This is a genomic window from Bradyrhizobium sp. JYMT SZCCT0180 (assembly GCF_018130165.1).
In the GTDB taxonomy this organism is placed as follows: domain Bacteria; phylum Pseudomonadota; class Alphaproteobacteria; order Rhizobiales; family Xanthobacteraceae; genus Bradyrhizobium.
Map to the genome: position 1 here is coordinate 188657 of NZ_JAFCLZ010000002.1, position 25349 is coordinate 214005.

At 63.3% G+C, this 25349-nt stretch carries 21 protein-coding genes; 11 read left to right on the plus strand and 10 right to left on the minus strand.

Annotated features, from left to right (window positions below):
* The first annotated feature begins 4 nt into the window (after positions 1 to 4).
* From JQ641_RS03490 to JQ641_RS03510, 5 genes are all read left to right on the plus strand, one after another.
* Entirely contained in the window at positions 5 to 1141 is a 1137-nt protein-coding gene (locus tag JQ641_RS03490; RefSeq protein WP_211994445.1) for a thiolase family protein, read from the plus strand.
* A complete protein-coding gene (locus tag JQ641_RS03495) occupies positions 1138 to 1488 on the plus strand; it encodes a Zn-ribbon domain-containing OB-fold protein (protein WP_211994446.1) in 351 nt (116 codons plus the stop codon). Before JQ641_RS03490 ends, JQ641_RS03495 begins: the two co-directional genes overlap by 4 nt.
* Positions 1489 to 1991: 503 nt before the next feature.
* Positions 1992 to 2519: a carboxymuconolactone decarboxylase family protein gene (locus JQ641_RS03500; RefSeq protein ID WP_211994447.1), complete on the plus strand. Its 528-nt coding sequence runs from the start codon at positions 1992 to 1994 to the stop codon at positions 2517 to 2519.
* A 12-nt stretch (positions 2520 to 2531) separates the two neighbouring features.
* On the plus strand, positions 2532 to 2984 hold the full coding sequence (locus JQ641_RS03505; protein WP_211994448.1) for a YybH family protein: 453 nt from the start codon (positions 2532 to 2534) through the stop codon (positions 2982 to 2984).
* A gap of 60 nt (positions 2985 to 3044) precedes the next feature.
* Positions 3045 to 3764 carry a class I SAM-dependent methyltransferase gene (locus tag JQ641_RS03510; RefSeq protein ID WP_211994449.1) on the plus strand — a complete coding sequence of 240 codons (720 nt, stop codon included), beginning with the start codon at positions 3045 to 3047 and terminating at the stop codon, positions 3762 to 3764.
* A gap of 2 nt (positions 3765 to 3766) precedes the next feature.
* Here JQ641_RS03510 and JQ641_RS03515 read toward each other — a convergent pair whose 3' ends face one another.
* Positions 3767 to 5023 (minus strand): Hsp70 family protein, encoded by a 1257-nt coding sequence (locus JQ641_RS03515; protein ID WP_211994450.1) that lies wholly within the window; start codon positions 5021 to 5023, stop codon positions 3767 to 3769.
* 233 nt (positions 5024 to 5256) lie between these two features.
* On the opposite strand from JQ641_RS03515, the gene JQ641_RS03520 reads away from it, so the two are divergent.
* Complete coding sequence (locus JQ641_RS03520) at positions 5257 to 7593, plus strand: Tex family protein (RefSeq protein WP_211994451.1); 2337 nt, start codon at positions 5257 to 5259, stop codon at positions 7591 to 7593.
* A gap of 17 nt (positions 7594 to 7610) precedes the next feature.
* Here the strand turns inward: JQ641_RS03520 and glsA are convergent, their stop codons facing one another.
* From glsA to JQ641_RS03540, 4 genes are all read right to left on the minus strand, one after another.
* Positions 7611 to 9455, minus strand: coding sequence for a glutaminase A (gene glsA / locus JQ641_RS03525; RefSeq protein ID WP_211994452.1), 1845 nt, complete (start codon positions 9453 to 9455; stop codon positions 7611 to 7613).
* 22 nt (positions 9456 to 9477) lie between these two features.
* On the minus strand, positions 9478 to 11556 hold the full coding sequence (locus JQ641_RS03530; protein ID WP_211994453.1) for a TRAP transporter permease: 2079 nt from the start codon (positions 11554 to 11556) through the stop codon (positions 9478 to 9480).
* A gap of 46 nt (positions 11557 to 11602) precedes the next feature.
* A complete protein-coding gene (locus JQ641_RS03535) occupies positions 11603 to 12766 on the minus strand; it encodes a TAXI family TRAP transporter solute-binding subunit (protein WP_211994454.1) in 1164 nt (387 codons plus the stop codon).
* 157 nt (positions 12767 to 12923) lie between these two features.
* Positions 12924 to 13145 carry an acyl-CoA carboxylase biotin carboxyl carrier protein subunit gene (locus JQ641_RS03540; RefSeq protein WP_211994455.1) on the minus strand — a complete coding sequence of 74 codons (222 nt, stop codon included), beginning with the start codon at positions 13143 to 13145 and terminating at the stop codon, positions 12924 to 12926.
* A 132-nt stretch (positions 13146 to 13277) separates the two neighbouring features.
* On the opposite strand from JQ641_RS03540, the gene JQ641_RS03545 reads away from it, so the two are divergent.
* Together JQ641_RS03545 and JQ641_RS03550 are read left to right on the plus strand one after the other, a co-directional pair.
* The gene (locus tag JQ641_RS03545) at positions 13278 to 14255 is read left to right on the plus strand and encodes an IclR family transcriptional regulator (RefSeq protein ID WP_211994456.1); all 978 of its coding nucleotides are present in this window, start codon (positions 13278 to 13280) and stop codon (positions 14253 to 14255) included.
* Positions 14185 to 15744: an acyl-CoA carboxylase subunit beta gene (locus JQ641_RS03550; RefSeq protein WP_211994457.1), complete on the plus strand. Its 1560-nt coding sequence runs from the start codon at positions 14185 to 14187 to the stop codon at positions 15742 to 15744. The genes JQ641_RS03545 and JQ641_RS03550 overlap by 71 nt, the downstream gene beginning before the upstream one ends.
* A gap of 131 nt (positions 15745 to 15875) precedes the next feature.
* Here the strand turns inward: JQ641_RS03550 and JQ641_RS03555 are convergent, their stop codons facing one another.
* Positions 15876 to 17039 carry a patatin-like phospholipase family protein gene (locus JQ641_RS03555; protein ID WP_211994458.1) on the minus strand — a complete coding sequence of 388 codons (1164 nt, stop codon included), beginning with the start codon at positions 17037 to 17039 and terminating at the stop codon, positions 15876 to 15878.
* A gap of 209 nt (positions 17040 to 17248) precedes the next feature.
* Between JQ641_RS03555 and JQ641_RS03560 the strand changes: the two genes are divergently transcribed.
* From JQ641_RS03560 to JQ641_RS03570, 3 genes are all read left to right on the plus strand, one after another.
* Positions 17249 to 18031 carry an acetoacetate decarboxylase gene (locus JQ641_RS03560; RefSeq protein WP_211994459.1) on the plus strand — a complete coding sequence of 261 codons (783 nt, stop codon included), beginning with the start codon at positions 17249 to 17251 and terminating at the stop codon, positions 18029 to 18031.
* 175 nt (positions 18032 to 18206) lie between these two features.
* A complete protein-coding gene (locus JQ641_RS03565; RefSeq protein ID WP_211994688.1) occupies positions 18207 to 19262 on the plus strand; it encodes a transporter in 1056 nt (351 codons plus the stop codon).
* Between the two features lie 25 nt (positions 19263 to 19287).
* Positions 19288 to 20628, plus strand: a complete 1341-nt coding sequence (locus JQ641_RS03570; RefSeq protein WP_211994460.1) for a carbohydrate porin — start codon at positions 19288 to 19290, stop codon at positions 20626 to 20628.
* Positions 20629 to 20689: 61 nt separating this feature from the next.
* On the opposite strand, the gene JQ641_RS03575 is transcribed toward JQ641_RS03570, so the two are convergent.
* From JQ641_RS03575 to JQ641_RS03590, 4 genes are all read right to left on the minus strand, one after another.
* Entirely contained in the window at positions 20690 to 21988 is a 1299-nt protein-coding gene (locus JQ641_RS03575) for an MFS transporter (protein WP_211994461.1), read from the minus strand.
* A 113-nt stretch (positions 21989 to 22101) separates the two neighbouring features.
* Positions 22102 to 23295: a thiolase family protein gene (locus JQ641_RS03580; protein WP_211994462.1), complete on the minus strand. Its 1194-nt coding sequence runs from the start codon at positions 23293 to 23295 to the stop codon at positions 22102 to 22104.
* A 175-nt stretch (positions 23296 to 23470) separates the two neighbouring features.
* Positions 23471 to 23656 (minus strand): hypothetical protein, encoded by a 186-nt coding sequence (locus tag JQ641_RS03585; RefSeq protein WP_211994463.1) that lies wholly within the window; start codon positions 23654 to 23656, stop codon positions 23471 to 23473.
* Positions 23653 to 25323 (minus strand): FAD-dependent monooxygenase, encoded by a 1671-nt coding sequence (locus JQ641_RS03590; protein WP_211994464.1) that lies wholly within the window; start codon positions 25321 to 25323, stop codon positions 23653 to 23655. The genes JQ641_RS03585 and JQ641_RS03590 overlap by 4 nt, the downstream gene beginning before the upstream one ends.
* Positions 25324 to 25349 lie beyond the last annotated feature (26 nt).

Consider the following 25349-nt stretch of genomic DNA (forward strand, 5'->3'; position numbering starts at 1 on the left):
CGTCATGAGCTTCATCACCGGCGTCGGACTGACGTCCTACGGCAAGCACGAAGGCTCGTCTTCGCTCGATCTCATGAGCAAGGCGGCCGAGATGGCGATTGCCGACGCCGGGCTGAAGCGCTCCGAAGTCGACGGCATCCTTTGCGGCTACAGCACGGTGTCGCCGCACATCATGCTGGCGACCGTGTTCGCCGAGCATTTCGGCATCCGGCCGTCCTACGCCCACGCCGTGCAGGTCGGCGGCGCCACCGGGCTCGCGATGACCATGCTCGCGCATCATCTCGTCGATGCCGGCATCGCAAAACATGTGCTGGTGGTCGGCGGTGAAAACCGCCTGACGGGGCAAAGCCGCGACGCCTCGATCCAGGCGCTGGCGCAGGTTGGCCACCCCGACTATGAGGTGACGCTGGGGCCGACGATCCCGGCCTATTACGGCCTCGTTGCGTCGCGCTACATGCACGAATACGGCGTCACCCAGCAAGACCTCGCCGAATTCGCGGTGCTGATGCGTGCGCACGCGCTGACCCATCCCGGCGCCCAGTTCCATGAAGCGATCACGGTCGCCGACGTGATGGCGTCGAAGCCGGTGGCGATGCCGCTGAAGCTGCTCGATTGCTGCCCGGTGTCCGATGGCGGCGCGGCGTTTGTGGTCAGCCGCGAGCGCACGGGTTCAGCCGGCGTCAAGGTGCGTGGCGCCGCGCAGGCGCATACCCATCAGCATGTCACGGCGGCACCGGCCTTGAGCGAACTCGGCGCCGAGATTTCGATCGCGAAAGCCAAAGCCACATCCGGCCTTGCGATCTCCGACGTGCGCTATGCGGCGGTCTACGACAGTTTCACCATCACGCTGGCGATGCTGCTGGAGGACCTCGGCCTTGCCAAACGCGGCGAGGCCGCAGCAAAGGTGCGGGCAGGGTATTTTGGTCGCGACGGCGAGGTGCCGCTGAACACCCATGGCGGTCTGCTGAGTTACGGGCATTGCGGCGTCGGCGGCGCGATGGCGCATCTGGTCGAAACCCATCTGCAGATGACGGGGCGCGCTGAAAATCGCCAGGTCCGCGATGCCTCGATCGCGCTATTGCACGGCGACGGCGGCGTGCTGTCGTCCCATGTCAGCATGTTCCTGGAGCGGGTGCGATGAACGCGGATTGGACCAAGGGCGGCGAAGGCATCGTCTACCAATCCTGCGCCGCTTGCGGGAAGGTGCAATATTTCCGTCGCAGCTTTTGCGCGGCCTGCGGCGCGCCGGATCCGGTGGAGAAATCCGCAAGTGGAGCAGGGACGGTCTACGCGACCTCGCTGGTATGCCGCGCCGCAACGCCGGAGACCCGCGCGCACGTTCCCTACAATATTCTGCTGGTCGATACGCCGGAAGGTTTTCGCATGATGGCCCATGGCGACCACGATCTCGCCATCGGCGATCAGGTCAGCGTGCGCTACCAGCCCTTTGCGGGGCGGCTGATTCCATATTTCGCAAAAGCGAAGTAGCGCAGGGCGTTATCGCGCGAAGTCAAAACAAAGGGCAAAGCTCCGAAGCAATCCAGAGTGACGCGGAACGGATGTTTTCTGGATTGCTTCGTAACGCTTTTACTCACAAGCCGCGGTTTCACCGCGCGTAGAAGATGACGCTGGCGATGACGAGCATTGCCGTCACCGCCAGCATTTGCGCAAGCGCCTCCGAGGCCGCCCTTTTGGTGGCTTGCTTCATGCTTTCTCCCTAGACTCGGGCAAGACTCATCGCTGCGTGACAAGCACGCTGGACGGTCCATTATTTTTTACTCGGAACACCCCGCGACGATCATTCGCTTCGATTGAGTCCCCACTCAGCGAACATCGACCGTGCCAAGTTTGAACAGCAATGCGGCGGCATTTTGGCTCAGGCGCAGCCGGATTTTGCGCGCGTGGTGGCGATTTCCGAGCATCGCCCGGTTGATCCGCAGGGAACCGCAAGGCATGATCCGCCTGCAAAATCAAAGAGAACAAGGTGAGAAATGGCCCGCATCGAATACAGCGATCCCGCTAAACACAACGACCGTACCCGCGAAATCCTCGGCAAGAACCGCAATGCCAACATTTTCAGAATGATGGCGCATTCGCCGAGCTATTTCGAGCAATATTGCCGGCTGGGCGGTGCGATCAGGCACAAGGGTGAGCTCGATCCGGTCGTGCGCGAACTTGCCATCACCCGCACCGGCATTCTGTGTGAGGCGCCTTACGAAATCGTCGCGCACAAGCGTATCGGCAAGAACGTCGGCGTCACCGACGAGCAGAACGAGGCGTTGGAAAACTGGCAGTCGGCCACATGCTTCAATGAGGTGCAGCGCGCCGCGCTCGCCTTCACCGATGAGATCGTCAAGCTGCACAAGCCGACCGATGCGACCTTCAACTCCATTGCGTCGAAACTGACGCCGGCCGCGCTGATCGAGCTGCAGCTTTCGGTTGGCTTCTACATCATGACGTCGAAGTTCCTGGAAACCTTTGCGATCGACCTGCAGCCGGCGACCGAAGTGATTCCATAGGTGGGCGAGAGTATGACTGAAGAGGAACTCGACGCCTCGGTAAGCGTGACCATCGCCCGGCTACATCAGGCGATGGCCAGAGTTGCCAATGGCGATGTGTCCGCGATTAAGGCGCTTTATTCGCACACCTCGGAAGCGACCAGCTTCTACGGCTGGGGCGGCTACGAGAAGGGATGGGAAGCGGTGTCTCGGCGGTGGGACTGGGCCGGCGCGAGGTTCAAGGGCGGAACCGTCCATCACGAGAATATCTCCAAGGTCGTCACCCCTGCGATGTTCTACGTGACCGATATCGAGACCTTCGAAAACCAACGCGTCGCCGACGTCGAAGGCATCACCGGCTGGTCCAATCGGGTTACGCATATCTTTTGCCGCGAGGCCGGCGAATGGCGCCTCGTTCACCGCCATGGCAACCGGCTGGAATCGCAGCACGAGCCATCCACCAAACTTGGCGAGGTTGGCCGCTGAGGCGATGGTTTGCCGTCGGCTTCCATTCAATAACGACTGTGTTCGGATGCGGGTGCCCTCATGAGCAACGGATGGGAGCTTTCAGCGCAAGCCTGGATCGACTCCATGGGCGAGCGCGGAGATTGGGGCCGCGAGCACGTGCTCGATCCGGTCATGCTCAGCCGCGTGGCGGCAGGCCGGTTCGGGCGTGCGCTGGATGTGGGCTGCGGCGAGGGCCGCTTCTGCCGAATGCTGAAGGCCGCCGGCATCGCAGCGACAGGGATCGATCCGACCCTTCAATTGCTCGAGGTCGCAAGGCAGCGCGATCCATCCGGCGACTACCGGTCCGGCAATGCCGAGCAGCTTGAATTCGAGGCGGCAAGCTTCGATCTGGTTGTCAGCTACCTCACGCTGATCGATATCGTCGATTTCAGAACGGCGATCAACGAGATGGCCAGGGTTCTGAAACCCGGCGGCTCGCTGCTGATCGCAAATCTCACCGGCTTCACGTCGGCCGCCGCCGATCAGGGGTGGGTGAAAGATGCCGAAGGACGCCATCTTCACTTTCCCGTCGATCGTTACCTCGAAGAGTTTCCATTCTGGTTCGAATGGGCGGGAATACGCATCCAGAACTGGCACCGGCCGTTGGCCGCCTACATGACGGCCTTTCTCGACAGCGGCCTGCAGCTGACGTTTTTCGCAGAGCCCGGACCGTTGTCCGGCGACCCCGCGCATCAGGAGCGGGCTCGACGGGTGCCCTGGTTCGTCGTGATGGAATGGCGGCGGTCTTCGGTGGGATGAACTCAGGCCCGCGGCCCGTACCGCCGCAGCGCTTCCAGCGTCAGCCCTTTGCCGACCGCGCCAAACGTGTCGCCTTCGACGAGACGGGCCGCCGGCACCGCCTTCCTGATCGCATTGCGGACATGGGCGAGCTGCACCGAACCGCCGGTCAGGAAGACAGCGTCGATATCCTCAGGCCCAAGCCCCGCCTGCGTGAGGCAATTCTTGATGCGGGCGGCGATACGCTCGGCCAGTTGACTGGTATGGCTGACCAGCTCGGGGCGGCTGATGCCGGCGTTGAGGCCGGGCATCACCCATTCCAGCGGAATGTCGGCGCGGCGCTTGTCCGACAGGGCGATCTTGGCTTCCTCGACCTCCATCAGCAGCGTGTGGCCGCGCTGTTCCTCGACCACGCGCGCCAGCCGGTCGAGCAATTCAGGCTCGCTGGCCTCGCGCCGGACCTGGCGGATGTCCGCGAGCACGCGCGGCTCATACATGCGGTTGATGCTCGACCAGGTCGCGAGGTCGTGGAAATAGCTCGAGGGCACGTCGAGCCCGGCGCGGCTCATGGCGCTGCCGAAGCCGAACAGCGGCATCACGACGCCGAGGCTGAGCTGGCGGTCGAAATCGGTGCCGCCGATCCGCACGCCGTCATTGGCGAGAATGTCGCTCGAGCGGTTGGCCTTGGCGTGGCGTTCGGGCCCGAGCCGCACGATCGAAAAATCCGAGGTGCCGCCGCCGATATCGGCGATCAGGGCAACTTCTTCGCTTTCGATCTGGCGCTCATAATCCAGCGCCGCGGCAATCGGCTCGAATTGGAAGGTGACGTCGTCGAAGCCGACGTCTCGCGCGATCAGGCGCAGCGTCTCTTCCGCCTTGCGGTCGGCGTCGGGCGCATTGTCGACGAAATGCACGGGGCGGCCGTGCACGACATCGCGCAGTTCGAGGCCGGTAGCCTGTTCCGCGCGCCGCTTCACCGCGCCGAGATAATAGGCGATCACGTCGCGGAAGCTGGTCCGCTGGCGCCCGAGCCGGGTGGTCTCGTCGATCAGCGAGGTTCCGAGCACGGATTTGAGGCTGCGCATCAGGCGGCCCGGGGCGCCGTCGACATAGGCTGATATGGCCTTGCGCCCGATCAGGACCGCGCCGTCGACCTCATAGAAGATCGCGCTGGGAATCGTGGTGTAGCCGGCCTCCAGCTCCGCCAGGACCGGCGCCTCGCCTTCAATGGTGCCGAGCGTCGTATTCGACGTTCCGAAATCTAGACCGCAAATGGACATGGACGCTCCCAGGGGAAGCGTCCGTCTACACATTACCGGGCCGTCGATCCACACATATATTGACCCGCAAATAAGGACTTGACCCAACGATTCCGGCACTCTGGGATGCTGATCCACAGATCAATTTCTTTGCGTTTTCGCGGCTCGGGCGGGTTGATGAATCGATCCGTGGTAGTCCATAAGCGGCGTCCCGCGGCCATCATTCCGCCGCGGCCAGTCTGGAAAGAGGTTGCGTGGCAAACATCAATCGACAGATCGCAGAAGAGCTTGGCGTTCGCGAGCAGCAGATCGAGGCCACGGTCACGTTGCTCGACGGTGGCGCCACGGTCCCGTTCGTGGCGCGCTACCGCAAGGAAATCACAGGCGGGCTCGATGACGCCCAATTGCGCACCCTGGAAGAGCGCCTGACCTATCTGCGTGAGCTTGAAGAGCGCCGCGTCGCGATCCTCAATTCGGTCCGCGAGCAGGGCAAGCTCGATGCCGCACTGGAAGCCGCGATCATGGCCGCCGACAGCAAGGGGCGGCTGGAAGACATCTATCTGCCGTTCAAGCCGAAGCGTCGCACCAAGGCGGAGATTGCCAGGGAAGCCGGGCTTGAGCCGCTATCCGAACTGCTGCTGACACAGCCGCAAAACGATCCGCAGGTGGTGGCGGCCAGTTTCGTCGATGCTGAAAAGCAGGTGGCCGATGTCGCGGCGGCGCTGGAGGGGGCGCGCGCGATTTTGGTGGAACGGTTCGCCGAGGACGCCGACTTGATCGGCAAGCTGCGCGAGGAAATGTGGTCGAATGGGGTAATGACCTCGACCGTGCGCAAGGGGAAAAAGCTCGAAGGCGAGAAGTTCAAGGACTATTTCGAATACAATGGCGCGCTCCACAAGCTGCCGTCGCACCGCATCCTCGCGCTGTTCCGCGGCGAGAAGGAGGAAATCCTCGAGCTGCAGATCCTGCCCGACGCGCAGGTTCCGGTCGCCAACGTGCCGAGCGCCTATGAACTGAAGATCATGCAGCGCTTCCTGATTTCCGACCAGGGCCGCCCCGGCGACCGCTGGCTGGTCGAAACCGCACGCTGGGCGTGGCGCACCAAGATCCAGGTGCATCTCAACATCGACCTGCGGATGCGGCTGTGGACCACGGCCGAAACCGAAGGCGTGCGGGTGTTCGCCTCCAATTTGCGCGATTTGTTGCTGGCGGCGCCCGCAGGCGCGCGCGTCACCATGGGGCTCGATCCCGGCTTCCGCTCCGGCGTCAAGGTCGCGATCGTCGATGCCACCGGCAAGGTGGTGGCGACCACGGCCGTCTATCCGCATGAACCGCAGCGGCAGTGGGACGCGGCGCTGGCGACGCTAGGCAAGCTGGCGGTTGCGCACCGCGTCGATCTGATCGCGATCGGCAACGGCACCGCCTCGCGCGAGACCGACAAGCTCGCGACCGAGCTGGTCAAGTTGCTGCCGGATCTGAACATGTCGAAGATCGTGGTGTCGGAGGCGGGGGCTTCCGTCTATTCGGCCTCGGCCTTTGCGTCCGAGGAACTGCCGGAACTCGACGTCACCCTGCGCGGCGCGGTCTCAATTGCGCGGCGGCTGCAGGATCCGCTGGCTGAGCTGGTGAAAATCGACCCCAAGGCGATCGGCGTCGGGCAATACCAGCACGATCTCGGCGAATCCAAGCTGGCGCGTTCGCTCGATGCCGTGGTCGAGGACTGCGTCAACGCGGTCGGCGTCGACGCCAACACGGCGTCCGCGCCGCTGCTGGCGCGGGTGTCGGGCATCGGCGCGGGTCTGGCGCAAAGCATCGTGCAGCACCGCGACGCCAATGGCCCGTTCAAGTCGCGCAAGGGGCTGAAGGAAGTGCCGCGGCTCGGCCCGAAGGCGTTCGAGCAGTGTGCCGGCTTCCTGCGCATCCAGGGCGGCGAGGATCCGCTCGATGCCTCCGGCGTGCATCCGGAAGCCTATCCGGTGGTGCGCAAGATTCTGACCGCGACCAAGAGCGACATCAAGGCGCTGATCGGCAATGCCGAGATCGTGCGCCAGTTGAAGCCGCAGAATTTCGTCGACGACACGTTCGGTCTGCCGACGGTGACCGACATCCTGCGCGAGCTCGAAAAGCCCGGCCGCGATCCGCGCCCGGCGTTCAAGGCGGCGGTGTTCAAGGAGGGCGTCGAGGAGATCAAGGATCTCAAGCGCGGCATGATCCTCGAGGGCACCGTGACCAACGTCGCGGCGTTCGGCGCTTTCGTCGATATCGGCGTGCACCAGGATGGATTGGTGCACATCTCGGCGATGTCAAAGACCTTCATCAAGGATCCGCGCGAGGTGGTGAAGCCCGGCGACATCGTCAAGGTGAAAGTGCTGGAGGTCGAGGTCGCCCGCAAGCGCATCGCGCTGACGCTGCGGCTCGACGACGAGGTCGGCGACAAGGGCCCCAAGCTCTCGGACACCAAGATGCGCGAATACTCGAAGGCATCGATGACGTCGTCAGCGCCGCGCAAGGCCCAGGAATCGGGCGGCGGCGGTGCGCTCGCCGAAGCATTGCGGCGGGCCGCGGAGAAAAGCGGGCGGGGCAAGACTTAAGTCTCAAGTCCTCAGCCCTAACTCGTCAGCAAATTCACCTTGGCGTTGGCGAGGATCAGGCGGTCGGCGAGCAGTTGCGCGAGGTTGCGCATGATCCGCTCGCCGGCGCGGGGATGCTGCGCGCGAAAACGTTCGAAATCGCGGAGCGGGACCTCGAAGGCGGTCGCCGACATATCGGCCAGCACATCGGCGGAGCGGCGCTGTTCCAGCAGGGCCATCTCGCCGTAAGGCATTCCCGCCGTCAGCGTCGCCAGCCGGATGCCGTCGGGCAGGGTGACGTGAACCACACCGCTCCTGAGGAAAAACAGCGAGGTGGCGAGATCGCCTGACGCGATGATCTTTTCGCCGGGCTGATAGGTCCTGATGGTGCAGAGCGAGCTCAGATCGGTCAGTTCCTCGTCCGTCAATCCCGCCAGCAGCGGCTGTTCGGACAGTTCCGTCGTCTCGAAAAAATCGATCGAGCCACCATGGCGAAACACCACCTGGTCTTCCGCCCATTCGATCGCGGCATCGAGCAGGAAATAGTACCGCATGTTCGGCAGGCTGCCGGTCCGCTCCGCGATCGGCTGCCATTCGGCGTCGGCCCGCTTGATGCCGGACACGATGACGGTGACCTGGTAGGCCGCCAGCTCGCGAAACTCCTCGGCGAGCAGCCGGGCGCCCGCCGGGGTCATCGACGTGACCCGGCGAAAATCAAAGATGACGAATTGCGGGCGCGGCTTGGCCACGAGCCGGCGCGCAATATAATCGACATTCGATAGCGACAGCGTGCCCATCAGTTCGATGACGCGGACGTCCTGATAGTGCGCGGCGAGGATGGTTTGCTCGTGCGGGCGGCGGCTGCGCCGTGACGGATTTTCGCCGATATCGTAATCGGCAATGATGGCGTTGCGCGCGTTGTCGCTGCGGTTGAGCATGTGCAGGTCGTAATGCGCCGACAGCGCCTCGCAGACCTTGATGCCGCGCACGCTGTTGCCGTGCTTGTCGAGTTTGGGCGAATAGCTGCCGAGCCCGATCCGCGCCGGCAATGCGGCGAGGATGCCGCCGCCGACGCCGCTCTTGGCGGGGATGCCGACGCGGTAGATCCATTCGCCGGCGTAATCATACATGCCGGAACTGGTCATGACCGACAGCGTCCGCGATATCGCGTAAGGCGTCATCACCTGCTCGCCGGTCACCGGATTGATGCCGCGATTAGCCAGTGTTGCCGCCATCACGGCGATGTCGCGCGCGTTGACCAAAATCGCGCATTGCCGGAAATAGACCTCCAGCACCGAGCTGACATTGTCTCTGATGACCGCGTTGGTACGCAGGAGATAGCCGATCGCCCGGTTGCGGTCGCCGGTCTGGCTCTCGGACGAATATACGGCGTCGTCGACGCCAAGCTCGCGGCCGGCGAAGCGGCCCAAGGCCTGGCGGATGTACTCGAACGCGCCGTCGCCCTTGGCCTCATAGATCAGCCCGGAGCAGGCGATGGCGCCGGCATTGACCATCGGATTGAACGGGTGGTTCTCGGCGTTGAGGCGGATCGAGTTGAAGGGATCGCCCGAGGGCTCGACGCCGATCACGCTCTCCACGCGCGCGGCGCCCAGCGTGTCCAGCGCCAGCGCGAACACAAAGGGCTTTGACATCGACTGGATGGTGAAGGGGACCTGCGTATCGCCGACCTCGTAGACATGGCCGTCGAGGGTCGCGAGGCTGATGCCAAAATGGGCAGGGTCGGCCTTGCCGAGCTCTGGGATGTAGTCGGCGACCGCCCCGCTGGTCTCGGGCAGGTACTCTGCATGGCAGCCGTCGAGAAACCGCAGCAAAGGCGGTTTCGAACTGGTCCAGGCTAGGGCACCGGTGGGCGATACTGTCATCGCCTACCGTTTTGCCGCGCAATCACGGGGCGCGCAACTGGTTCGGCGCCATAGTTTGGCGGCGGATCAAAAACAGCGCCGCCAGCACCGTCGGCGTCAGGATCGCGAGGCCGAGCGATGTGACCTGGATCTGCGATAGCGGATTAATGCCGCCACCGGGGGTCGCGAGCACAAAGCCGCCGATCACCAGCAGCACCCGCAACGGCCATTCCAGAGCGCCGGCGCCCCTGAGATCGCCGACGAAGGCCTGATAGCCCTGAATGCCGCCGCAGATGAACAGCGTGCCGACGCCTGCCAGCGCCATCAGCCCGAGCCCTTCGAGATACGGGTTGGCGCCCTGCAACACCAGCGCGGGGTTCATCACGAAGAAGAACGGAATGAAATAGATGATGCTCCCGACCCACATCGATTCCCAGCCCGTTTTCATCGCCGGTGAGCCGGCAATGCCGGCCGCGGCAAAGGAGGCGATGGCCACCGGCGGCGTGATCGACGACAACATGCCCCAATAGAAGATGAACATGTGCACGGCCATCTTGTTGAGGCCGACTTTTTCCAACGCCGGCGCCACCAGGATCGCGAGGAAGATATAGCAGGCCGTGGTCGTCAGCCCGAGCCCGAGAACGAGGCTGGTGAAGGCGCACATGCCGAGCAGCAGGAAGGCATTATCGCCGGCGATCCGCAGCAGGTCGTTGGCGAGGCTGGAGACCACGCCGGTCATCGAGAACGCGCCGATCAGGAGCCCGCAGCCGGCGAGGATGCCGACCAGCTCGACGAAGGTGCGTCCGTTGACCTCAAGGAACTTGTTGATCGTGGACAGCGTCCAGCGGGTTTCCTTGGAGAACAGCTGGTTCAGAACAAGAAGCAGTGCGGTCGCATAGAACGGCGCGTGGCTCTCGCGTTTGAAATACAACAGCATCACGATCAGCAGCGCGATGACGAAGACGTAGTACCAGCCGTCTTTGATCGTATCCATGACCTTCGGCAATTCCGAGCGCGGAATGCCTTTCAGGCCGTGCCGGGCGGCATAGGAGTCCACCTGCATGAACAGGCCGGCATAGTACAGCACCGCCGGAATGATCGCGGCGACCGCGACTTCGGCATAGCTGACGTTGAGGAATTGGGCGATCACGAAGGCGGTCGCGCCCATTACCGGCGGCGCCAGCACCGCGCCGGTCGAGGCGCAGGCTTCGATCGCGGCGGCATAGGAGGCGCGAAAGCCGCTCTTCTTCATCACCGGGATGGTCATGGTGCCGGCGGTCAGCACGTTGGAAATGATCGAGCCGGACATCATGCCGAGCAGGCCGCTGGCGAAGATGCAGACCTTCGCGGCGCCGCCGCGAAAGGTTCCGCACATCGCGAACGACAGGTTGATGAAGAACTTGCCGGCGCCGGTCATCATCAGCGCGGTGCCGAACACCAAAAAGCCGATCACGGTATCGGCGAATGCCTGAATCGGAATCCCGAGCAGGCTCTCACCCGAGAGCACGTGGTAGGACGTCGCCTGTTCGAGCGTCGACTGCGTGCCCCGGAACGGGCCAAGCCATTTGGCGTCCGCGAACAGCGGATAGACTGTGAACGGCAATACGCTCAGCAGAAGGCTCCAGCCGCCGGTGCGGCGCAGGGCTTCCATCAGCATGATCCACATCACGAGTCCGGCAACGATAACGCTGTTCGGAGCGCCGCCGAATTCCCAGCCGGCCTCCGCTGCCTTGCGGACGCTGCGCATCAGCACGATGGAGGCAGCGAAGGTCAGTACGAAGAGCAGGATGTCGTACCACGGGATACGCTCGAGCGGAGAGCGCTCCGAACTTGGAAAGATCAGGAACGTGAACGGCAACATCAACGCGATCAGCAGGTAGAAATATTCGGTATTGAGTTGGGTGTATCCGATGAAAAACCGCAGCGTGAATTGCTGGTTGATGCACAGCAGGATCGTCACCGCAGTGGCGACGATCAGTGCCCAGCGCCATGCCCCGCGCAACACACGCACGCGCGAGACTTCCGCTTCTTGCAAATTTCCGATGCCGGCGGCATGGGGATCGTCGAATTCGATTCTCTTGGGCGCAGCGACTGCTGCGCCATTGGCTGCAGAAGGTGACATCATTGATCCCCAGTATGGTGTTCGCCTTCAATCGGAAAGACGGTGGTTATTCGAAGCCGTTCGGCATGCTGGCTTTGGCAAGCGCGGCTGCGCGGGCCTTCATCCAGCCATCCAGGAATGCCTTTTCATCCGACGGCGGGCTGGATTTGCCGTAGTCGGCCCACGCCGCGGCCAGAACGGCCTGCCGCTTGATCAGCGCATTGTTGTGCGTCTCCTGGTCGTCGCTCCATTGGCCGGCTTCCTTCAGCGCCTTCACCGCGCCGGGATGAACGGGCACCGCCCATTTCTTGGTCTGACGGTCGGCCGCAAGGCCGGCCGCGCCGGCGGCGGCATCCTTGTAGAGGTCGTAGCCCGTGATCATTGCCTTGGCGATCGCGTAGACCTGGTCGGCCGGTTGCGTGCCGTAGGTGACAAAGATCGGGTACGGATAATTTCCGAGTTCGATCGGCTTATCCTTGGAAATGCCGGCGCCGCAGGTGGCGACATGGCGGAAGAAGAAGGACCCGACCTTCTGAACCCGTTCCCAGCCGGCATTGTCGCTGTGCGGGAGCGGCGGCCAGACGATGCCGCGCGGCGACGTCTCGGCTTCCTTTGCCGGTCCGGTGATGGTGGTCGCGAAGGCGGCGTCGACGTCGTTGTTGATCAAGCCCTTCCACATCGCGCCATAGCTGGAGAATTCCACCGCCTTGACGTCGCTCTGCTTGAGGTCGCCGAACGCGAGGATCGCTAGTGAGTTCTGGTTGAGCGCAGGCGAGCCAACGACAAACCCGACGCGCTTGCCCTTGAGATCCTTGACCTCTTTCACTCCGGTGTCCTTTGCCACGCCGAGCGAAGCGCCGTTGCAGTCAACCGACGACAGCACCAGTTGCAAGGCCTGCGGGCCCCATTCCTTGGCGCCGAACTCAAACACGCCTTCCTGCGCGAAGTAGCTGCCTGATCCCATCGCAGACGACGCCGCGCGGCCGGCGCGCAAGGGCGCGAGGCGCGCCACGTCATTGCCTGCGGGGAGGACCCGCAGGTCGGTGCCGTATTTGTCCTTCATCATCTTGCCGACGGCGACCGCAATGTTGAATCCGGCGGTACCGGTGTCATAGGCGGTGAACGTCATGGTCGGCGGCAGCTTGACGTCCTGGGCCAGCGCCGGCGCAAACGCCATGAGCGAGATGCCTGCGAGTGCGGCAGGCGCAAAGTTCGAAAGTCGACGGTTCATGTTTCCCCCAAATTGTTTCGCTAGATGAAACTTTTTCTGATTGGGATGATGTCATCGCAGCATTGCGATGGCAACGTCCGAGCACGTTCACGTCCACCATTATGCCAGTCGCACTGGCGGACAGATCGTCACGCATCAAAAGTATGACGCAAAATGGCTAGGCTTCGACGATCGCGACCACCTGTCCTTCAGCGATCACGTCGTCGAGTTTGACCAGAATTGCCTTGATTTTCCCGGTAATTGTCGAGGTTACCGGGATTTCCATTTTCATCGCTTCGACGAATGCAATCTCGTCGCCGTCACCGATACTCGCTCCGGCTTCTGCGGCCAGCGCGCACACGCGTCCGGCGACTTCAGTCACAATCTTGATCTCTGGCATGCCACCCTCCGGGACCGTGTGACGTGACAATTTCGTCCCGCGAACGGCTTTTTGTTGTGGCCGCAGATTGCCTGAGGTAGCTTGATCTGCAAGTGGAATTTTATTCCGCAGGGCGGAACGGAGCCAAAAAATATGGGAAGACGCTCGGAGCGGCTTAGCAAACAGGGAATGCTTGCCAGCGATCTGGCGGGCGAGGGCGATGTGATTCAGGTAGTGTCGCGGGCGTTCGATGTCCTGCGCTGCTTCGAGGGTCACGAAGCCCGGCTCGGCAATCTCGAAATTTCCAATCGCTGCGGGTTGCCGCGATCGACGGTGTCGCGGTTGACGCACACGCTGACGCGGATGGGCCAGCTGGTCTATCTGCCGCGCGACCAGAAGTATCGCATCGGCCCGAGCGCGGTGGCGATGAGCACCTCGATGATGAAGGGATTGCAGCTGCGCAACCTGATCCGGTTGCGGTTGCAGGATGTCGCCGAGCAATTGCCGGGCACCGTCGGTTTCGTGATTCCCGATCGCTTTCAGTTGGTCTATCTCGAGTTCGCCCGCGCCGCGAATGCGCTTGGCCTGCACGAGACCACCGGCAGCCGGATTGCGATGGCGAGCACGGCGGCGGGCCACGCCTACACCGCGGCGCTCGACGACGATGTCGGCGATGCGCTGATCGTGGAAATGGAGCGCGAGATGCCGGATAGCGCGCGGATGCTGAAGTCGCGCATCGAGGACAATCGCCGACATCTGCGCGAACACGGCTATGTCGTGGCCTGCGGCACCTGGAGCCCGCACATCAACGGTTGCGCGGTGCCGCTGTGGTCGCCGCAATATCAAACCTATGTCGTGGCGACGATTGGTCTGTTGTCCGCGATGTTCGATGAAAAGCGGGTACACCGCGACGTGGCGCCTGTCATGGTCGAACTGGGGGCTGCGCTCGGCGGTCTGCTCGAAGGCGCCGACGGCGACATCTTCACCAACCGGCTGGAAAGAAAAGCGCTTCCGGTGTCAGTGCATAACAAGAATAAAATCATCAAGGCGGAGGATACGAATGAACTGGAAGCCGGAACTCGACGACCTCGCCCGGCGCGAAGCGTTCGCGCGGGAGATGGGAGGCGTTGACAAGGTCAAGCGTCAGCATGACCAGGGCCGGCTCACCGTTCGGGAGCGCATCGACAAGATCGTTGACCAGAAGTCCTTCCACGAAATCGGCGCCATCTCCGGCATCGCCGAATATGACGAGAACAGCGAACTCAAGCACCTGACGCCGGCGAACTGCGTGTTCGGCCGGGCCAAGGTCGAAGGCCGTCCGGTGGTCGTCGTCGGCGACGATTTCACCGTGCGCGGCGGCTCGGCCGACGCTTCGATCTCCGCCAAGCCGTTGATGGCCGAGGAGATGGCGCATGATTTCCGCCTGCCGATCATCCGCGTGATCGAAGGTTCGGGCGGCGGCGGCTCGGTGAAGACGATCGAGACGCGAGGGGCCGCCAACCTGCCGGGCGGTGTCGGCGGCACGCGCTGGTACTGGTTCACGACGGCGAACATGGCGCGCGTGCCGGTGGTGGCGCTCGGCCTCGGCTCGGTCGCGGGCCTCGGCGCCGCACGGCTGGCGGCGAGCCATTATTCCGTCATGACCAGGAATTCGGCGATGTTCGTCGCCGGGCCTCCGGTGGTGAAACGGCTCGGCCAAGATCTGACAAAGCAGGAACTGGGCGGCGCCGACATCCAGACCCGCGCCGGCGGTGTGGACGATGCCGTCGATACCGAGGAAGAGGCGTTCGAGCGCGCCCGGCGCTTCCTGTCCTATCTGCCGTCATCGGTCTACGAGCTGTCGCCGACCACGCCCTGCACCGACGATCCGGAGCGGGTCGAGGAAGCACTGATGAAGGCCGTGCCGCGCAATCGCCGCCAAGTCTACAAGATGCGCCCGATCATCGACGCCGTCGTCGACAAGGGCTCGTTCTTCGAGGTCAACGCCAATTTCGGCCGCCCGATCATCACGGGCCTCGCGCGCTTCGAAGGCCGCGCGGTGCTGCTGCTCGCCAGCGACCCCTTCCACTACGGTGGATCGTGGACCGCGGAAGCCTGCCAGAAGGTGGTGCGCTGGGTCGACTTTGCCGAAACCTTCCATCTGCCGGTGGTCTATCTGATGGACTGCCCGGGCTTCATGATCGGGCTCGAGGCCGAGAAGTCGGCGACCATCCGGCACGGCGTGCGCGCAATGGCGGCTGTCAACCAGAGCACCGTGCCTTGGTGCACCATCATCGTGCGCAACGCCTTCGGCGTCGCCGGCGTCGTGCATCAGCCGGCCAACCGCTATTCGATGCGTTACGCCTGGCCGTCGGCCTATTGGGGCTCGCTGCCGCTCGAGGGCGGCATCGAGGCCGCCTATCGCGCCGACATCGATGCGGCGGAAGACCCGGCCGCAAAGCTGAAAGAGATCGAGGACCGTCTCAACAAGCTGCGCTCGCCGTTCCGCTCGGCCGAAAAATTCTGGGTCGAGGAAGTGATCGATCCCCGCAAGACGCGCTCGCTGCTGTGCGAATTCGCGCGGCTGGCCGAACGGGTCCTCACGACGGGGCCGGCAACGAACATGGCGATCAGGCCGTAAGTGTTTGCTCCTCATGGTGAGGAGGCGCTCTTGCGCCGTCTCGAACCATGAGGCCCCGGTTATGCCGCCATCCTTCGAGACGCGGCCAAGGGGCCGCTCCTCAGGATGAGGAGTCCCCGCGTAGCCAAATCCTACACCTCGCTCTCCCGATGCACATCATGGATCACAATGCCCATGCCTTCGTCGGGCATCCGGATCCAGTCGCGGCGTTTCAGCGTGCGCTTGGTGTCCTCGTGGCCGCTCATCCAGTGCTCGCGCATCGACGTGCCCGAGAATTCGTGGTCCTTGGCGTCGCCTTCATAGGCCTTCTGCTGGTAGATCAGTTGCAGGATCGCGATCTCGGGCAGATTGCCGATGCTGGCCTTGATCTGACGCTCTTCGTCGGACAGCTGGTCGTCGGGAATTCTCGACAACGCCTTGTGCAGCCGCGCTTTCAGATTGTGCGTCTTGCGGTAGACGTCGGTGTTGTGGCGCGTGCGCGAGGAATACATGATGTCCTTGTGCCGGGCCATCACGTCCTGGATGTCGCGCGGCAAGGCTCCGCGGGCGCTGAACAGGTCGACCTGGAACACCAGCGAATTGAGGCTGTCTTCCTGGTCGAGCAGATGCTGCAGCGGCGTGTTCGAGACGATGCCGCCGTCCCAGAAGTGATCGGTGCCGACCTTCACCATTGGCAGCGCAGGCGGCAGCGCGCCGCTCGCCATGATGTGCTCGGGAATGATCTCGTCATGGGCGTTGTCGAAATAGATGAAATTGCCTGACAGCACGTTGACGGCGCCGACCGCAAACCGGATCCGCTTGTCATTGATCATGTCGAAATCGACGAGCTCAAGTAGCGTCTGGCGCAGCGGCTCGGTGTCGTAATAGCTCGTGGCGGTCCGGGCGCCGGTGGCGCTGAGCCACGGATTGGTCATATGCGGCGTGAAGAAGCCGGGCTGGCCCAGCGTCGTCGTCATGAACGAACTCGCGAAATTGCGTGCCTTGCGATAGATGTCGCCGTCCGGCGTGTAGTGCCAGATCTTGCGGCTGGTGATGCGGTCCCAGAAAATCTGCAGGCGTTCGAGCCGGCGCTCGGGCGGGTTACCGGCGATGATCGCCGAATTGATCGCGCCGATCGACACGCCGCAAACCCAGTCCGGCTCGATATGGGCCTCGTGCAGGGCCTGATAGACGCCGGCCTGATAGGCGCCGAGAGCGCCACCGCCCTGCAGCACCAGCGCGACGCGGTCGCAGCGCTCCGGCCGCCAGCCGCGCGCATGAATGGTCTGTTCGAGATGTGGGGTTCGCGCGTCCATATTCATTTGCTCCAGAACTGCCCGACAATTCCGCGCGCTGGTGACGCGATGATGACAAATGCATCGATCGGCTTTTGCCTCGCGTATTTGCCAGCGCCTGAAAAATCGAGGTCGAAACTTGCGGTCATGACGCTGAAGGAAATCCCTCACATCCCTGTCAATTTCGGCCGCTAGCAATCGGCCGGACGATTTTCAGCAGGGGGATTGCAATGCGCAGGGAAGACTTGCTCAAGTTTCCGTCGATGCCGGCCGCAGGGCCAAGCTATCCCGCCGGTCCCTATCGTTTCGTCAACCGCGAATTTCTCGTCATCAGCTATGAGACCGATCCCGAACTGATCCGCGCCGGCTTGCCCGAGCCGCTGGAGCCGGTCGATCAGCCGATCGTGCACTATGAATGGATCAAGATGCCTGACAGCTCCGGGTTCGGCAGCTACACCGAATCCGGGCTTGTCATCCCGGCGCGCCTGCATGGCGAGGAAGTCAATTTCGTCTCGCAGATGTATCTCGACGACGATCCGCCGATCGCAGCGGGGCGCGAAATCTGGGGCTTTCCGAAGAAATACGCCCACCCCAAGCTCGAGATCGTCAAGGACACTTTCACCGGCACGCTGGAATATGCCGGCCAGCTCGTGGCGATGGGCACCATGGGCTACAAGCACGAAAGCATGGCCGGCAACGGCGAAATCACACGCGCGACGCTGTCGAAGACGCAGATCAATCTCAAGATGATCCCGGGGGTCGATGGCCGCCTCGAAATCTGCCAGCTCGTTGCGATCAATCTCACCGATATCGTCGTCAAGGGCTCATGGATCGGGCCGGGGCGCTTGCATCTGGTGCCGCACGTCAACGCGCCGGTGGCGGATTTTCCGGTGCGCCGGGTGGTCGGCGCCCATCATTTTTTGGCCGACCTGACGTTGCCGTTCGGCCGCGTGGTTCACGACTACAACAAGGAAGTCGAACAGGCGGCGGTAACCGCTCTCGCCGCGGAGTAGGCGGCGCGAGCGATCTCCTCGGTGACATCAAACTGTAACAAAAACGCACTTGAATCGCCTGGCATGCACGAGGGCCGTTGCGGCTGAGTTCTCCTAGAGCCGCCGCGCAGGGTTTGGCGGGGGGCTGCTGATGTCTTCGATGGATATTTTGGCCGGGCCTGCAATAGGTGTCGGCATGCCGATAGCTGATGCCGCCTCGGCTATCCCGGATGCCGCCTCGGCTATCCCGGATGCCGTTTTGGCTATCCCGGATGCCGCCTCGGCTATCCCGGGACTGGTGTGGGCGTTTCGTCTGCACAGCGACGGCAGCGCTGAGCCACTGCCAGCCAACGGGCCGATCGAATTCAGTCATGACGGGCGGCTGTGGCTGCATTTCAACCTGACCGATGCGCGGGCGCGGTCGTGGCTGGCGGGAGTAGATGTGCCACTGCCGGCGCGCGAGCTGCTGCTGTCGAAAGACAATTATCAGCAACTCCACATCTCCGACCATTGCGTCTACGGGGTGTTCTCCGATCTCGTTCGCACCATCGACACCGCGACCGAAGAAACCGGATTTCTTCGCTTCGCGATGACCGAACGCCTTCTCATCAGTGGCCGGCATCAGGCGCTTTGCGCTGTCGATGCCACCCGCCGCGTGCTGGAGAGCGGTCATCGCGTCGATACCGTCGCTGCACTACTGGAGAAGATCGTCGACGAGGTCGCCGATACCATGGACCGCATGGCCGACAAGATCGCCACCGCGATCGACAATATCGAGGAACGGATTCTCGCAGGCGAGACGAGATCGGAAATGCGCGCAGCGCTCGGCCGGTCGCGGCGGACCTGCGTGCGCTTGCACCGCCAGCTGGCGGGCTTGCGCGTGCTGTTCCACCGGCTCGAGCAGAAGAGCGTTGAACATCTCAGCCCGGCGCTGCGGCTTCAGGCCGGAAAACTGGCGCAGCGGCTCGATGGCCTCGACCACGACATCGTCGAGCTGCGCGAGCGCAGCCGCCTCCTGGAGGAAGAAATTCATTTCAAGATGGAGGAGGAAAGCAACCGGCACCTCCATACGCTGTCCATCGTCACGACGATGCTGCTGCCTCCGACGCTGGTGACCGGCATCTTCGGCATGAACACGAAAGGCCTGCCGCTCACCGACACCGAAACCGGATTTTTGTGGGCCGCGGCGATCATGGTTGGCGTCGCCGGAGCGGCCTATCTCGCCATGCGCCGCTCAGGCTTCTTCAAATAAAGCACGCGGCGGCGGGATCGATACCATGTTCAGCGTTCTTTCCCGCGCCGTTATCTTGTTCGCGACGGCGGCCTGTCTTGTACTTGCACCAGTCGCGTATGCCGACACGAATCCAGCAGCGAAAAAAGACACGCGGGAATTGCTGGCCGATGCCGGCTATCAGTTCAGCCTGGTCTATATCGGGGAAGGGCTCGCCAATATCACTGGCGGAATGCGGACGGGGGCGATCTACACCGGCCGGCTCGATCTCGGTACCACCATCGATCTGGAGAAGGTGGCGGGTTGGACCGGTGCCAGCTTCCACGCCAACATGTTCCAGATCCACGGCGACGGGCTGTCGCGCAGCTATATCGGCAATCTGATGCTGGTCAGCGGCGTCGAGGCGTTGCCGGCGACGCGGCTCTACGAATTCTGGGTCGAGCAGAAGCTGCTCGGCGGCAAGCTCGCCGTCCGCGTCGGACAGCAGGCGTCCGACATCGAGTTCATCGACAGTTCCTATGACGACATCTTCGTCAATTCGGCGCTGGGCTGGCCGGGCCATGCCGGGATCAATTTGCCGAGCGGCGGGCCGTCGCCGCCGCTCTCGGTGATGGGCATCAGGGTGAAAGCCGAACTCTCGGATCGACTCACGGCGTACTTCGCGCTGTTTAACGGCGACTCGGCTCCGCCAGGGCCGGAAGATCCGCAAATCAAGAATCCCCACGGGCTGTTGTTTCGCGTCAGCGATCCGCCGTGGTGGATCGCCCAGCTCAAGTACAAAATTCAACTTGGTGAAAGCCGGCTTCCCGGGACGATCACCGGCGGCGGCTGGTACCACATGAAGTCGTTTCCGGATCAGCGGTTCTCCGCCGATGGCCTTTCGCTGGCCGATCCCAGCAGCAATGGCGAGACCGCATGGCGACGGCGGAATCCCGGCGTGTTCATGGTCTACGAGCAGTTGTTGATGCGCGCGTCGCCGGGCTCCGACAAGGGCGTCGCCTTCTTCATGCGCGCCTCGATGAGCCCGTCGGACCGCAACCTCGTCAGCGCCTATATCGATGGCGGCTTTTTGTTCACCGGATTCAGCACGCAGCGCCCGAACGACAGGTTCGGCATCGCCGCGACCTATGCTCGGATTTCCGATCGCGCCCGCGCGCTCGACCGCGACACGCAGATATTTACCGGCACGCCGTATCCGGTCCGCGATTATGAGGCGATCCTGGAGATCACCTACCAGCACGAAGTGCGGCCTGGCTTTCTGTTGCAGCCGGTTGTGCAGTACATCGCCCATCCCGGTGGCGGCGCGCCCGATCCGAACGATGCGACGCAGACAAAGCGCATCAAGGATGGGGTGATGGTGGGGGTTCGCAGCACCATCACTTACTAGAGCGTTTTCAAGCGAAGTGGATACCGGTTCGCGTAAAGAAAACGCGTCAAAACAAAAAGCGCTAGACCGCGGCCACCGCCACCGCCGGCTTCGGTGCCGGCCGCGCGATCGCCAGCGTGATCAGCGCCGCGACGATGCAGAGCGCACCGGCAACGAAGAAGGCGGGCACGTACGTTGCATAGATCGTTCGCGATAGCCCAGCGCCGAAGGCGGCGATGCCGGCGCCCAGCTGATGGCCGGCAAAGATCCAGCCGAACACCAGGTTGGCGCGCTCGGGCCCGAACCGTTGCGCGGTCAGCCGTACCGTCGGCGGCACCGTGGCGATCCAGTCCAGTCCATAGAACATCGCAAACACCGACAGGCCGTAGAACGAGAAATCCGTAAACGGCAAGAACAGCAGCGACAGGCCGCGCAGGCCGTAATACCAGAACAGCAGCCAGCGATTGTCGTAACGGTCCGAGAGCCAGCCGGACACGATGGTGCCGACGAAGTCGAAGATGCCCATCGCGGCGAGCAGGCTCGCGGCCTGGACCTGCGGAATGCCGTAATCGAAGCACATCGGAATCAGATGCACCTGGATCAAGCCGTTGGTGCTGGCGCCGCAGATGAAGAAGGTGCCGAACAGGATCCAGAACACTTTCGTCTTCGAGGCGTCGCGCAAGGTGCCGAGCGCGGCGGCCATGATCGGCGCATTGCTCGGCGGCGGCGATACGATCGGCTCGGTGCCCGTATCGCCGTATGGCCGCAGACCAAGATCGCTCGGGCGGTCGCGCATGATCATCGCCACGGCAAAGGCCGCGACGGCCAGCATCACGCAGATCAGCGCCAGCGCGTTGCGCCAGCCGTAATGCTCCGTCAGCGTTGCCAATAGCGGCAGGAAGACGAGCTGGCCCGTCGCTACGCTGGCGGTGAGAATGCCGACAACGAGGCCACGCCGCGCCACGAACCAGCGTGCCGAAATCGTGGCGCCCAGCACCAGCGCGGTCATGCCGGTGCCGAGGCCGATCACGACGCCCCACAGCAGCATCAGGTGCCAGACCTGTGTCATGAACAGCGAAGCAATCAGCGCGGAGGCCACGATCGTCAGCGACAACAGCGACATATTGCGCAGGCCGTAACGGTTCAGCAGCGCGGCTGCGAACGGCGCCATCAGCCCGAACAGGATGAAGCGGATCGACAGCGCCGAGGAAATCTCGGCGGCGCTCCAGCCGAATTCTTTCTGCAGCGGCACGATGAAGACGCCGGGCGCGCCGACGGTGCCGGCCGAGATCAGCGCGGTGAAGAAGGTCACGCCGACCATCGCCCAGCCATAATGAATGTTGCGGCGGGCGAGGGCGGCGGACAGCCAGTTCGAAATCATTGAGCCTCTGAACAATTCAATTGGAAGGTTTGCAGGATGTGGCGGAGCGCGACATCCTGACACAAACGCTTGGCGACATAAATGCTGAACTTCCCTCGTTTTCGGACATCCGGCTAATGAACGATGCGCTCGACCGCGATCGCGGTGGCTTCGCCGCCGCCGATGCAAAGCGCCGCGACGCCGCGCTTCAGGTTCTGCGCTTCCAGCGCATGCAGCAGCGTAACGATTAGCCGCGCGCCGGTGGCGCCGATCGGGTGGCCGAGCGCGCAGGCGCCGCCGTTGATATTCAGCTTCTCTCTGTCAATCCCGAGGTCGCGCTGCGCCGCCATCGCCACCACCGCAAACGCCTCGTTGATCTCGAACAGATCGACATCGCCGACGCTCCAGCCGACCTTGTCGAGCAGCTTCCGGATCGCCGGGATCGGCGCCGTGGTGAACCATTGCGGCTCCTGGCTGTGGGTGGCGTGGCCCTTGATCTCGGCGAACGCCCGCAGGCCTTCGCGATCAGCGAGTGAGCGCCGCGCCAGGATCAGCGCTGCGGCGCCGTCGGCATTGGCGGAGGAGGCGGCCGGCGTAATGGTGCCGTTGGCGCGGAACGCCGCTTTCAGCCCGGGAATTTTGGCGGGATCTACCTTGAGCGGATGCTCGTCATTGGCGATCAGGCGCGGCCCTGCTTTCTCAGCTACCGTGATCGGTACGATCTCGGCCTTGAACGCTCCGCCTTCCACCGCCTTGCGGGCGCGCGTCAGCGTCTCGATCGCGTAGGCGTCCTGATCGGCGCGGGTGAATTGATAGGCTTCCGCGGTGGCCTCGCCGAAATCGCCCATCGAGCGGCCGGTCTCGTAGGCGTCCTCGAGCCCGTCCATCATCATGTGGTCGATGATCCGGTCATGGCCGGCGCGATAACCCGCGCGCGCCTTGCTCAGCAGATAGGGCGCGTTCGACATGCTCTCCATTCCGCCCGACAGCACGATCTCGGCCGAACCGGCCTTGATGATGTCGTGGCCCAGCATGGTGGCCTTCATGCCGGAGCCGCAAACCTTGTTGACGGTGGTGGCGCCGGTGGCATCCGGCAGCTTGGCGCCGCGTGCGGCCTGGCGCGCCGGCGCCTGGCCCTGGCCGGCCGGCAGCACATTGCCCATGAACACTTCGTCGATCCGCTCCGGCGCCAGTTTTGCGCGTTCCAGCGCCGCGCCGATCACATGCGAGCCGAGCTTGTGGGCGCTGAACGGCGACAATTCGCCCATGAAGCGGCCAAGCGGCGTGCGGGCGGCGGACAGGATGACGACGGGATCGGAGGCGGCCATGGCGGAACTCCCAGGGATGTTCGGATAATAAGATTATGAACATCATATGATGCGCTGCAAAAATTGCAACGGATGATCTCGTGAAAATGAGTGGATCATTCCATGAGAAAATCTCGCGTTCGGATGAGCTGAATTGATCCGTTGATCGGGGCAGGCGGTGTGGAGCCGCGTCGCGCTATTCCAGCCCGTCGAGCGCTGTCCGGATGGCGTTCTGGAACACGGCGATGTCGCCGAGTTCATGGCCGAGCACCAGCGCCAGCCGGGTCAGGAACAGCGCCTCGCGCTCGGGCCCGGCCGAATCGATGGCCATTGCGAGCGTCTCATAGGCGGTTTCGAAATCCGCTGGTGGCATCGTGCTCATGCTCTGGCCCTCCCGAGGCACAAGGCGGCGGTCCGCAGCACCTCATTTGCGGCGATCGCTTTCCATCGCCCGGCGACATGCAGGTCGGGACGCAGCAGATAAAGCGTGCCGGGAGCCGCCGCGTACAGGCGAGCAATCTCGCCGTCGGCGTCGCTGACGTGACTGGTTCCGATCAAGAGTGCGGCAAGGCGCTTGTCCGTGTTGCGAAGCCGGTCGAGGAGCATGATGTCGTCGGTGGACGGCGCGCCCCGGCAGAACAGGATGGCAGTCAGGCCAATGCCAACCTGATCCAGCAAATGACTACCGTCAGGGAGCTTCGCGTTCGGCGCAACGCTGCCGCAGACGGGGCCGCCCCTAAACTCGGCATCTCTGATGGCATAGGGTGTCAGCGGGCTCTCGGAATAGGTGTAGGGCTGCATCTGCCTGGGATTGGCGAGGCCGCGCGGAAATTCGTGCTTCAGGCTCAGCGACAGCGCCGCCTCGCGCGCCAGCCGCCAGCCACGGGTCGGCGGCGTCATGAAGCGCGTGCTCTTGGTGGCGTTGGCGAACACGTCCAAGGTGGCGCCGCGGCGCTCCGGCGAATAGCTGTCGAGCAGCGTTTCGTCAGCCTCGCCGTTGAGGACGAGCGCCAGCTTCCAGCCGAGATTTTCAGAATCCGCGAGCCCGTTGTTGAGTCCGCGCACGCCAAAAATCGGCACGATATGCGCGGCGTCGCCGATGAAGAACACCCGGCCGTGCCGGTAGTCGTCGAGGCAGAGCGTGTTGGCGGAATAGACGCTCCACCATTCCAGTTCCCACGGTCTGTCGTGGCCGATGTCACCAAGGATGGCGCCGACGCGCGCACGGATGTTTTCCTCGCGCATGGCCTCCTGTTCGCTTTCGCCTTCGCGGAGCTGGTAGTCGACGCGCCAGATCCTTTCCGGCTGCTTGTGGATCAGCACCGTGCCGCCGGGGTTGCCGCTCGGCTCGAAGAAGGCGCGGCGTTCGGTCGGGAAGTCGTGGTCCATGCGGATGTCCGCGATCACGTAGCGACCTTCGTAATTGTCGCCCTTCATCCGCAAGCCGAGCTGTGATCGGATCGGCGAACGCGCGCCGTCGGCGGCGAGAACATAATCAGCGTCGAGGCGGTAGTTGCCGGCGGGCGAGGTGACACCGATCGAAACGCCATCCGCGTCCGGCTTGATGTCGGAAAGCTCGCTCTGCCAGCGCATGTCGATGAGGTCGCACGCCGCGACCGCGTCATGGAGATATTGCTCGATATACTGCTGCTGCAGATTATACATCGGCAGGTATTTTTCATTCGGCGGATGCGGCATTTCGAGCCGGAAGATCTGTTCGCCGCGGTAGTAGCTGCGGCCGTAGCGCCATCCCAGTGATTTCTGGAGGAAGGGCGCCACCGCGCCGATCCGCTCCAGGATATGCATGCTCGGCCGCGCGATGCAGAGCGCCCGGCTGCCGTCGTTAAAGGTATCCTTGCGATCGATCAGCACGCTGCGAACGCCGTACCGCGCCAACACCAGCGCTGCCGTCATCCCGATCGGGCCGGCGCCGACGATCGCAACGGGATGGCGAACGGCCACGCCGTCGAGCTCGGGCACGCGCCGCGCCGGAAAGATCGGATAGTTGAAGTAGAGCGAATCCAGCGGCCCCTTGCCGGCAGGTCTCATGCGTTTCCCGTTATGTTGATCCGGTG

Coding starts and splice junctions, on each gene's coding strand:
- JQ641_RS03490 (WP_211994445.1), top strand. CDS start 5: ATGAGCTTCATCACCGGCGTCGGACTGACGTCCTACGGCAAGCACGAA.
- JQ641_RS03495 (WP_211994446.1), top strand. CDS start 1,138: ATGAACGCGGATTGGACCAAGGGCGGCGAAGGCATCGTCTACCAATCC.
- JQ641_RS03500 (WP_211994447.1), top strand. CDS start 1,992: ATGGCCCGCATCGAATACAGCGATCCCGCTAAACACAACGACCGTACC.
- JQ641_RS03505 (WP_211994448.1), top strand. CDS start 2,532: ATGACTGAAGAGGAACTCGACGCCTCGGTAAGCGTGACCATCGCCCGG.
- JQ641_RS03510 (WP_211994449.1), top strand. CDS start 3,045: ATGAGCAACGGATGGGAGCTTTCAGCGCAAGCCTGGATCGACTCCATG.
- JQ641_RS03515 (WP_211994450.1), bottom strand. CDS start 5,023: ATGTCCATTTGCGGTCTAGATTTCGGAACGTCGAATACGACGCTCGGC.
- glsA (WP_211994452.1), bottom strand. CDS start 9,455: ATGACAGTATCGCCCACCGGTGCCCTAGCCTGGACCAGTTCGAAACCG.
- JQ641_RS03530 (WP_211994453.1), bottom strand. CDS start 11,556: ATGTCACCTTCTGCAGCCAATGGCGCAGCAGTCGCTGCGCCCAAGAGA.
- JQ641_RS03535 (WP_211994454.1), bottom strand. CDS start 12,766: ATGAACCGTCGACTTTCGAACTTTGCGCCTGCCGCACTCGCAGGCATC.
- JQ641_RS03540 (WP_211994455.1), bottom strand. CDS start 13,145: ATGCCAGAGATCAAGATTGTGACTGAAGTCGCCGGACGCGTGTGCGCG.
- JQ641_RS03545 (WP_211994456.1), top strand. CDS start 13,278: ATGGGAAGACGCTCGGAGCGGCTTAGCAAACAGGGAATGCTTGCCAGC.
- JQ641_RS03550 (WP_211994457.1), top strand. CDS start 14,185: ATGAACTGGAAGCCGGAACTCGACGACCTCGCCCGGCGCGAAGCGTTC.
- JQ641_RS03555 (WP_211994458.1), bottom strand. CDS start 17,039: ATGGACGCGCGAACCCCACATCTCGAACAGACCATTCATGCGCGCGGC.
- JQ641_RS03560 (WP_211994459.1), top strand. CDS start 17,249: ATGCGCAGGGAAGACTTGCTCAAGTTTCCGTCGATGCCGGCCGCAGGG.
- JQ641_RS03565 (WP_211994688.1), top strand. CDS start 18,207: ATGCCGATAGCTGATGCCGCCTCGGCTATCCCGGATGCCGCCTCGGCT.
- JQ641_RS03570 (WP_211994460.1), top strand. CDS start 19,288: ATGTTCAGCGTTCTTTCCCGCGCCGTTATCTTGTTCGCGACGGCGGCC.
- JQ641_RS03575 (WP_211994461.1), bottom strand. CDS start 21,988: ATGATTTCGAACTGGCTGTCCGCCGCCCTCGCCCGCCGCAACATTCAT.
- JQ641_RS03580 (WP_211994462.1), bottom strand. CDS start 23,295: ATGGCCGCCTCCGATCCCGTCGTCATCCTGTCCGCCGCCCGCACGCCG.
- JQ641_RS03585 (WP_211994463.1), bottom strand. CDS start 23,656: ATGAGCACGATGCCACCAGCGGATTTCGAAACCGCCTATGAGACGCTC.
- JQ641_RS03590 (WP_211994464.1), bottom strand. CDS start 25,323: ATGAGACCTGCCGGCAAGGGGCCGCTGGATTCGCTCTACTTCAACTAT.